This is a genomic window from Leucobacter sp. gxy201, assembly GCF_051043335.1.
Lineage (GTDB): Bacteria > Actinomycetota > Actinomycetes > Actinomycetales > Microbacteriaceae > Leucobacter.
The window spans coordinates 70,690-78,973 of sequence record NZ_JAMXWS010000010.1 but is presented as its reverse complement, the minus strand read 5'-3'; the positions used below and the strand labels follow the sequence as shown (position 1 = coordinate 78,973).

The 8,284-nt window shown below is 68.0% G+C and carries 7 protein-coding genes and 1 tRNA gene; 7 read left to right on the top strand and 1 reads right to left on the bottom strand.

Annotation, left to right across the window (positions count from 1 at the left end; all coding sequences use genetic code 11):
- A partial coding sequence (locus NHL51_RS13225) for an integrase core domain-containing protein (RefSeq protein WP_434144478.1) occupies nt 1-343 on the top strand: 343 nt, incomplete at its 5' end.
- A gap of 384 nt (nt 344-727) precedes the next feature.
- Here the strand turns inward: NHL51_RS13225 and NHL51_RS13220 are convergent.
- Nucleotides 728-810 (bottom strand) — tRNA-Leu (locus NHL51_RS13220).
- 170 nt (nt 811-980) lie between these two features.
- Here NHL51_RS13220 and NHL51_RS13215 point away from each other — a divergent pair.
- Genes NHL51_RS13215 through NHL51_RS13190 form a run of 6 tightly spaced genes read left to right on the top strand, consistent with a single transcriptional unit; the run spans nt 981 to nt 8,243 of the window.
- Nucleotides 981-1,820, top strand: coding sequence for an FhaA domain-containing protein (locus tag NHL51_RS13215; RefSeq protein ID WP_434144476.1), 840 nt, complete (start codon nt 981-983; stop codon nt 1,818-1,820).
- Nucleotides 1,817-2,335, top strand: coding sequence for an FHA domain-containing protein FhaB/FipA (locus NHL51_RS13210; RefSeq protein WP_434144475.1), 519 nt, complete (start codon nt 1,817-1,819; stop codon nt 2,333-2,335). Before NHL51_RS13215 ends, NHL51_RS13210 begins: the two co-directional genes overlap by 4 nt.
- A 2-nt stretch (nt 2,336-2,337) precedes the next feature.
- Nucleotides 2,338-3,609, top strand: coding sequence for a Stp1/IreP family PP2C-type Ser/Thr phosphatase (locus NHL51_RS13205; RefSeq protein ID WP_434144474.1), 1,272 nt, complete (start codon nt 2,338-2,340; stop codon nt 3,607-3,609).
- Nucleotides 3,602-4,996: an FtsW/RodA/SpoVE family cell cycle protein gene (locus tag NHL51_RS13200; protein ID WP_434144473.1), complete on the top strand. Its 1,395-nt coding sequence runs from the start codon at nt 3,602-3,604 to the stop codon at nt 4,994-4,996. Before NHL51_RS13205 ends, NHL51_RS13200 begins: the two co-directional genes overlap by 8 nt.
- Nucleotides 4,993-6,480 carry a peptidoglycan D,D-transpeptidase FtsI family protein gene (locus NHL51_RS13195; protein ID WP_434144472.1) on the top strand — a complete coding sequence of 496 codons (1,488 nt, stop codon included), beginning with the start codon at nt 4,993-4,995 and terminating at the stop codon, nt 6,478-6,480. The genes NHL51_RS13200 and NHL51_RS13195 overlap by 4 nt, the downstream gene beginning before the upstream one ends.
- A complete protein-coding gene (locus tag NHL51_RS13190) occupies nt 6,477-8,243 on the top strand; it encodes a protein kinase domain-containing protein (protein ID WP_434144471.1) in 1,767 nt (588 codons plus the stop codon). Before NHL51_RS13195 ends, NHL51_RS13190 begins: the two co-directional genes overlap by 4 nt.
- Nucleotides 8,244-8,284 lie beyond the last annotated feature (41 nt).

Here is an 8,284-nt window from a genome sequence, read left to right as displayed (position 1 = left end):
CAGCTACAATCGCTCCAACAACCCGGTGTTGCATCGACCGGTTGAACCCGCCCAGTTCCGCAGCCGGAAGTTCCTGCGCGCCCTGACCCACCACCGCCTCGTCGGATCGATGGGCCGAGTCGGCGCGGCCGGAGACAACGCGGCCATGGAATCGTTCTTCGCCCTGCTGCAGAAGAACGTCCTCAACCGCCGGCGCTGGGCCACCCGCGCTCAGCTGCGCATCGCGATCGTGACCTGGATCGAACGCACCTATCACCGACGCCGCAAGCAGGCCTCGCTGGGGCGTTTGACGCCCGTCGAGTTCGAGGCCATCATGAACACGACCGTCGCACTGGCGGCGTGACTAGAACTGTCACCTAATCGTGCAGCAGTCCCCATCGCAGCCAAGACGTCTGGCAAGAAGCGTCGCGTAAGCCGGCGCAAGGACAGTAGTGGACAGCCGTTGAGACGCCCGTACGAGCTCGACCTCGATACCGGGTCACCGCCGGGCGACAGCAGCTGAGAAATCAGCTAAACCCGAAACTTCACATTGAGTTAATACGAGCCCCGAAAGGGGCTACACGTGCTCCAGCGAGAGCGTCAATACGAGCGTCTCCACATAGAAGCGGCCGTCACGCCGTCCCCCAGCACCGCCGAAAACGAAGAAGCGGGCCGGATCTCCGTAGAGATCCGACCCGCTTTCGAATTTCGTGAACTCGGGGCCTCACATTTCGTGAAACACCCTGAGTGCGCGAGGGGGGACTTGAACCCCCACGCCCTTGCGGGCACTGGCACCTGAAGCCAGCGCGTCTGCCATTCCGCCACTCGCGCGCATCGCCGCCCGGGCTTCCGCTCGGGCAACTCTGCAAGCTTAGCAGCTTGGATCGGCTCACACCAAAGCGGGCTAAACTGATGCGAACCTGTGTTCCGGCAGGCCCGGACCACACGGGCGACCTGCTAGGAATGAGTGAGAGCAAGACCGAGAGAGAGCGAAGCGGTACGTGGGCATTCTGGACAGCGTTGAGCGTGGGCTCGAACGCGCCGTGAACGGCGCCTTCGCCCGCACGTTCCGCTCCGGCGTGCAGCCCGTCGAGATCGCCTCGGCGCTCAAGCGCGAACTCGACATCGGCGCCGTCATCGTCGACCGCGACCGCGTACTCGTTCCCAACCGCTTCACCGTGCGCGTGGCCCCGAACGAGGCCGACCGCCTGCGCAGCATCGGCGATACCCTCGAGCAGGAGCTGCGCGGCGTCGTCTCGAAGCATGCGCAGCGCCAGAACTACCAGCTGCTCGGCGAGCCCGACGTCGAGATCCGCGCCGACGGTTCGCTGACCGCCGGCGTCGTCGAGATCGACGCGTCGCGCGTCGAGGGCTCGGTCGACTGGGTGGCCGTGCTCGAGGTCGACGGCGTACGCCACGAACTGAATCGCGGCACGACGACCATCGGCCGCGGCAGCGACTGCGGAGTGCGCATCACCGACAATGCCGCATCGCGCAAGCACCTCGAGATCATCTGGGACGGCTCGGCGGGCGTCGCGCGCGACCTCGGCTCGACCAACGGGTCGAAGATCAATGGGCAGAAGTTCCGCGAGGCGGCGCTCGTCGCGGGCACCGTCATCACGATCGGCCAGACCTCGCTGCGCTTCAACATGGCGCCCGGCCGCAAGAACGCGGCGCCGGCCCAGCGGCCGCAGCCCGCGCAGAGCACCCCGCAGCCGCAGCGCCCCGCGCCGCCCCAGCGCCGGCAGACCTCCGCCCCACCGCTCTCCTCGATGCCCTCGGCCGGCAAGGACGGCAACGACGCTCCCGGCATCGATCAAGATTTCTGGAGGGGACTGTGAGCGAACTCACCCTGCTCATCCTCCGCAGCGGCTTTCTGCTGCTGCTGTGGTTCTTCATCTTCGCGATCGTCTACGCGTTGCGGAGCGATCTCTTCGGCGCCCCCGTGCGCCGCATGAAGAACACCGACGCCGGCCCGTCGGTGCAACAGCTGCAGCCGGCCGCCCCCGTCCCGGCCGCCGCCCCCGCAGCCGACAACAGTCTCCCCTCTGCGGGCACCGGTGAAGCCGCGCGCCACCTCTACATCACCTCGGGCGTCGCGACCGGCACCACGATCGACCTCGATGAAGACCTCGTCACCATCGGCCGCAGCGGCGACTCCACACTCGTCATCGTCGACGAATACACCTCGACCTACCACGCGCGCCTCATGAAGACGGGCCAGCAGTGGGTGCTCACCGACCTCGACTCCACCAACGGCACGCGCTTGAACGGCCAGCGCATCTCGAAGCCGGAGACGGTGCCTCTGTTCACCCCGGTCACGATCGGCACGACCACGTTCGAGCTGAGGCCCTGAGCGTGAGCGTCGGCTACGAAAGCGCCATCGGCTCCCATGTCGGAATGGTGCGATCCAACAATCAGGATTCCGGTTTCGCCGGAGACCACCTGTTCCTCGTCGCCGACGGCATGGGCGGCCACGCGGGCGGCGACGTCGCCTCCGCGATCGCCACGAAGTTCATCTCCGATATCGACGTCCCGCCGACCGAGAACGCCGCGAAGACCGCCGAGCAGCTGCGCACGAAGGTGCTCGCGGCGAACAAGCGCCTGCGCGACACCGTGCTCGACCGGCCCGAGCTCGCCGGCATGGGCACGACCTTCGTCGGCTTCATCACGGTCGGCGAGCAGCTCGCTCTCGCCCACATCGGCGACTCGCGGCTCTACCTGCTGCGCGGCAACAAGCTGCACCAGGTCACTCAGGATCACACCTTCGTGCAGCACCTCGTCGACACCGGCAAGATCACCGAGGAGGAGGCGAAGACCCACCCCCGCCGCTCGGTGCTGATGCGAGTGCTCGGCGATGTCGACGCCTCGCCGAAGGTCGACACGCACGTGCTCGACACGCGGCCCGGCGACGTCTGGCTGCTCTGCTCCGACGGCCTCTGCGGCTACGTCGAAGACCCCGACATCGAGAAGATCCTGCGCCGCCGCCACTCGCTGCAGGGCGCAGTCGACGACCTCATCGACAAGAGCCTCGCGCACGGCGCGCCCGACAACGTGACCGTCGTGCTCGTCGAGACGGTCGCCCAGCCAGCGACCGACCCCTTCGAGACGAAAGAGCTGCGGCCCTCGAACCAGCGCTTCGCCGGTTCGGCCGCGAACGCCCCCGACTCCCGCGACGGCGAGGTCACGACGGCGCGCACCCGCCTCATGGGCCGGCGTCGGCCGGTGCGCAAGCCGCCGCAGGTCGAAGAGAGCCACTTCGAGCCGCGCGTCGACGAGTACCTCGCCGAGCTCATGGCCGAGACGCGGCGCCGCAATCGCAACCGCCGCCTGCTGTGGGCGCTCGGCGTGCTCGCGGTGCTCCTCGCCGTCGGCGGCGCGCTGCTCTTCGGCTACCAGTGGACGCAGACCCGCTACTTCGTCGGCACCGACGGCGACACCGTCATCATCTACCGGGGCGTGCAGCAAGACATCGGTTCGTTCAGCCTGCACTCCGTCGCGGAGGACACCGACATCCCGCTCGAGCAGCTCGACGGTCTCGAGCAGCGCCAGGTCGAGCGCACGTTGAGCGCGGCCTCGCTCGCCGAGGCCCGCGACATCGTGCTGCGGCTGGGGGTGCACGATGAGTGACGCCGGCGCCGCGGCAGCACCGCGCACCTTCGAGAAGACCCGCACGAGCGAGACCGTGCTGCAGCGCATCACGGCGATCCGCGCCCCGCGCAAACTGCTGGCTCTCGAATCGTCGATGCTGCTGTTCGCGCTCGCGATCGGCGTCGCGGCCGTCGTCATCATCGACCTCACCCTCGTCGGGCGCACGACCGCGACGCTCTTGCCGATCGGCATCCTCTACATCGTCGCCGTCTTCGCCCTGCACTTCACGGTGCGCAAGGTCGCGCCCGACGCCGACCCGCTGATCATGCCCCTCGCGGTGCTGCTGAACTGCATCGGCGTCGCCATGATCTATCGCATCTCGTTCGACGACTCCGATGCCGACCCGGTGCGCCAGCTGCTGTGGTCGACCATCGCGGTGATCGCAGCGATCGCGGTGCTGCTCGTCATCCGCAACCACCTGATCCTGTTCCGCTACACCTACCTCTCGGGCCTCGCGGCGGTCGTGCTGCTGCTGCTGCCCATGCTCCCCGGCATCGGCAAGACGATCGGCGGCGCCCGCGTTTGGATCCACATCGGCGACTTCTCCTTCCAGCCCGGCGAGATCGCGAAGATCTTCCTCGCGATCTTCTTCGCGGGCTATCTCGTGCGTAACCGCGACTCGCTCGCCATGGTGGGCAAGAAGTTCCTGGGCATCCGCTTCCCGCGCGCCAGGGATCTCGGGCCGCTCCTCGTCTTCTGGCTCGCCGCGATGTCGGTGCTGGTCTTCCAGCGCGACCTCGGCACCTCGCTGCTCTACTTCGGCCTGTTCCTGACGATGCTCTACCTCGCCACCGCCCGCATCGGGTGGATCATCATCGGCGGCGGGCTCTTCATCGCCGGCGGGCTCATCGCGAGCCAGACCCTCGACTACGTGAATCGGCGCTTCGTGAACTGGCTCGACCCGTTCTCCGACCCCTACGGCGCAAGCCACCAGATGATCCAGGGCCTCTTCGGCATGGCCAACGGCGGCATGACCGGCACCGGCCTCGGGCAGGGCTACCCGGCAGATACGCCGCTGTCGTTCAGCGACTACATCATCCCGAGCCTCGGCGAGGAGCTCGGTCTGATCGGGCTGTTCATCATCCTCGCCGCCTACCTGCTGCTCGTCGGCCGCGGCCTGCGCATCGGCTTCGCCGGCCAGGACGACTTCGGCAAGCTGCTCGCCGCGGGCCTCGCCTTCACGATCGCCCTGCAAGTGTTCGTCGTCGTCGGCGGCGTCACCCGCGTCATCCCCCTCACGGGCCTCACCGCACCGTTCCTCGCGGCCGGCGGCTCCTCGCTCGTATCGAACTGGATCATCATCGCGCTGCTGCTCCTGCTGTCGAACTCCGTCCGCAATCGGCCGAAACTGGTGATCCGGGCATGAACAAACCCTTGAGGCTGCTCACCCGCCTGGTGTTCGTGATGTTCCTGGCGCTGTTCTTCGCGGTCACGATGATCCAGTTCGTCAACGCTGACGAACTGCGCGCGAACGAGCTCAACGGACGCACCGTCAAGAACGGCTACAAGGTCGAGCGCGGCTCCATTCTCATCGACGGCGACCCGATCGCGTTCTCGACCCCCACGGGCGATTCCTACCGCTACGTGCGCCAGTACACGAACGGGCCCCTGTACGCCCCGGTCACCGGCTACTACTCGAACACGCAGGGCCGCACCGGCCTCGAAGCGGCGATGAACAAGGAGCTGACGGGTTCGGGCGACGCGCAGTTCTTCACCCGCATCATGAACACCCTGAACGGCGCCAAGCCGCAGGGCAGCTCGATCGAGACCACTATCGACCCGGCCGCGCAGGAGGCCGCGACGGCGGCGCTCGTCGAGGGCGGCTTCTCGGGCGCGGTCGTCGCGATCGAACCGAAGACCGGCCGCATCCTCGCGCTCGCCTCGACCCCCTCGTTCGACCCGAACCTGCTGTCGTCGAACAGCGATGCCGACATCATCACGAACTACCGGCAGCTCGAGGACGACCCGGGGAAGCCGCTCGACAACCGCACCATCGCGGGCGATCTCTACCACCCGGGCTCGGTCTACAAGCTCGTCTCGGCGGCTGCCGCGATCGAGAGCGGCGCGGCGACGCCCGACACCGCCTACCCGAACCCCGCCCAGCTCACCCTGCCGCAGTCGACCGCGGTCATGCAGAACTCGACCCGCAGCACCTGCGGCTCGGGCGCCGAGGCGACGCTGCAGCAGGCGATCGTCTACTCCTGCAACATCCCGATCGCCGAGATGGCGATGGGCATGGATCGCGACGCCGTGCCGAAGATGGCGACGGCCTTCGGCTTCGACCAGGATCTCACGATCCCTGTCGATGTCACCCCGAGCGTGGCCCCGCTGCCCTCGGACCAGGCGCAGGTGGCACTGTCCTCGATCGGCCAGCTCGACGTGCGTTCGACCCCGCTGCAGATCGCGATGGTCTCGGCGGGCATCGCCAACGGCGGTACCGTCATGACGCCGCGGCTCGTCGACCAGGTCATCACGCCCGATCTGCGGGTCGAGACGGAGTTCGCGGACGAGGAGTTCTCGAAGCCGATCTCGAAGAAGACGGCCGACACGCTCGCGGGCATGATGGAGGCCGGCGTGAGCCAGGCCGACGGCTACGCGCACATCGCCGCGATCGACGGCGTGCGCGTCGCGGGCAAGACCGGCACGGCCGAGAACGGCACGGATGCCGACGGGAATGACCTACCGTATACCCTGTGGTTCACGGGGTTCGCGCCGGTCGATGACCCGAAGGTCGCGATCGCAGTGGTCATCGAAGACGGCGGCGGCGCGGCATATGGATTTGAGGGCGGGTCGTACGACCTGCCCACGGCAGTCGGAAAACGAGTAATGGAAGCGGTGTTGAGCGAATGAGGCCAGCGGCAGGGATCACATTCGGCGGACGCTACGAGCTCAGCTCGAGGATCGCCGTCGGCGGTATGGGCGAGGTGTGGAAGGCGAGCGACAGCATCATCGGTCGCACCGTCGCCATCAAGATCCTCAAGGACGAGTACATGGGCGATCCGGGGTTCCTGGAGCGGTTCCGCGCCGAGGCGCGCCATGCCGCGCTCGTGAACCATGAAGGCATCGCCAACGTCTTCGACTACGGCGAAGAGCAGGGTTCCGCGTACATCGTCATGGAGCTCGTTCCGGGCGAGCCGCTGTCGGCCATCATCGAGCGCGAGGGCCGTCTGCCGTCGAACCGCGTGCTCGGCATCGTCGCGCAGACCGCGACATCGCTGCAGGCCGCGCACGACGCCGGCCTCGTGCACCGCGACGTGAAGCCGGGCAACCTACTCATCACGCCCGAGGGCCGAGTCAAGATCACCGACTTCGGCATCGCCCGCATCGCCGACCAGGTACCGCTCACCGCAACCGGCCAGGTGATGGGCACCGTGCAGTACCTCGCGCCCGAGCAGGCGAGCGGCCACACCGCGACCGCCGCGACCGACATCTACTCGCTCGGCATCGTCGCCTACGAGTGCCTGGCCGGCAAGCGCCCCTTCACGGGCGAGTCGCAGGTGGCCATCGCAATGGCGCAGATCAACGACACCCCGCCCGAGCTGCCCGCCGACGTGCCGGAACCGGTGCGCAACCTGGTGATGGCGTGCCTTGCGAAGGATGCGGCGGGACGCCCGGAGACTGCGGCCAAGCTCGCGCAGGCCGCTGCGGCGCTGCACCGCGGCGATGTGCAGCTCGCCGCGAGCTACGTGCCGCAGGTGCTCGGCGATTCCGCGCCCGCCACCACCGTCATGCCGCAGACGACGGCGGGCGATGCGCAGACCACCGTCATGCCGCAGACCACCGCGCTGCCCGGCGCCCAGGCCTCGCAGGGCGCGGCGACCGCAGCGTTCGTCGACGGCGAGGAGCCCGTCGAGGAGCCGGGGAAGAAGAAGCGCAGCCCCTGGACCTGGCCGCTGATCACGCTCGCCGTGCTGCTGCTGATCATCGGCGGCAGCACCGCCTTCGCGATGCTGAACTCGGGGGGCGACGAGAAGCCGAAGACCACCACGTCGAAGACCACCACGACGTCGAAGAAGCCGACGTCGACCGCGCCCACGACCGGTGTCGTCGACGAGGCCCAGCTGCTCGGCATGGAGATCAACGAGGCCATCGGCTTCTTGCAGGGCGAGGGTTTCACCGATGTGCGCGCCGTCGAAGGCGATCCGGTCGATGCGGCGCACGCGAACGTCGTCACCTCGGTCAATCCGACGGGCACCAAGGTCAAGTTCAACCAGACGATCACGCTCACCTACAGCGTGCCGTTCGGCGATATCGCGCAGCCCGCGGCGCCGTCGGCGAGCCCCGCGAACGCGAAGGTCGACGAGAACGTCACGCTGCAGGGCATCTCGGGCAGCTGCCCGGCCGGCCTCGGCTCGCCGACGAACTTCGTGCTCGATGCGGGCGGCGGCACCATCGTCAGCGCGATCTCCGGCGGCACCGCGACCGTGAAGTTCGGCGCGGCGGGCACGTACAACGTGAGCTACACGTTCGACTGCACCAATGGCCAGTTCACGGCGACCTCGCCGGCATCGGCCCCGACCGCGATCACGGTCGAGGCCCAGTCGAACCCGAACGGCGGCAGCTCGAGCGGCAGCGACGGCACTGCCGGCTCGGGTGCCGGCGACGACCAGTAACTCGCAGGCCACGCTGGCAATGCGCCAGGGTTCGACCCTTT

Excerpts from the sequence above, each read along its gene's own strand:
- NHL51_RS13190 (WP_434144471.1), top strand. The coding sequence starts at position 6,477 with ATGAGGCCAGCGGCAGGGATCACATTCGGCGGACGCTACGAGCTCAGC.
- NHL51_RS13200 (WP_434144473.1), top strand. The coding sequence starts at position 3,602 with ATGAGTGACGCCGGCGCCGCGGCAGCACCGCGCACCTTCGAGAAGACC.
- NHL51_RS13195 (WP_434144472.1), top strand. The coding sequence starts at position 4,993 with ATGAACAAACCCTTGAGGCTGCTCACCCGCCTGGTGTTCGTGATGTTC.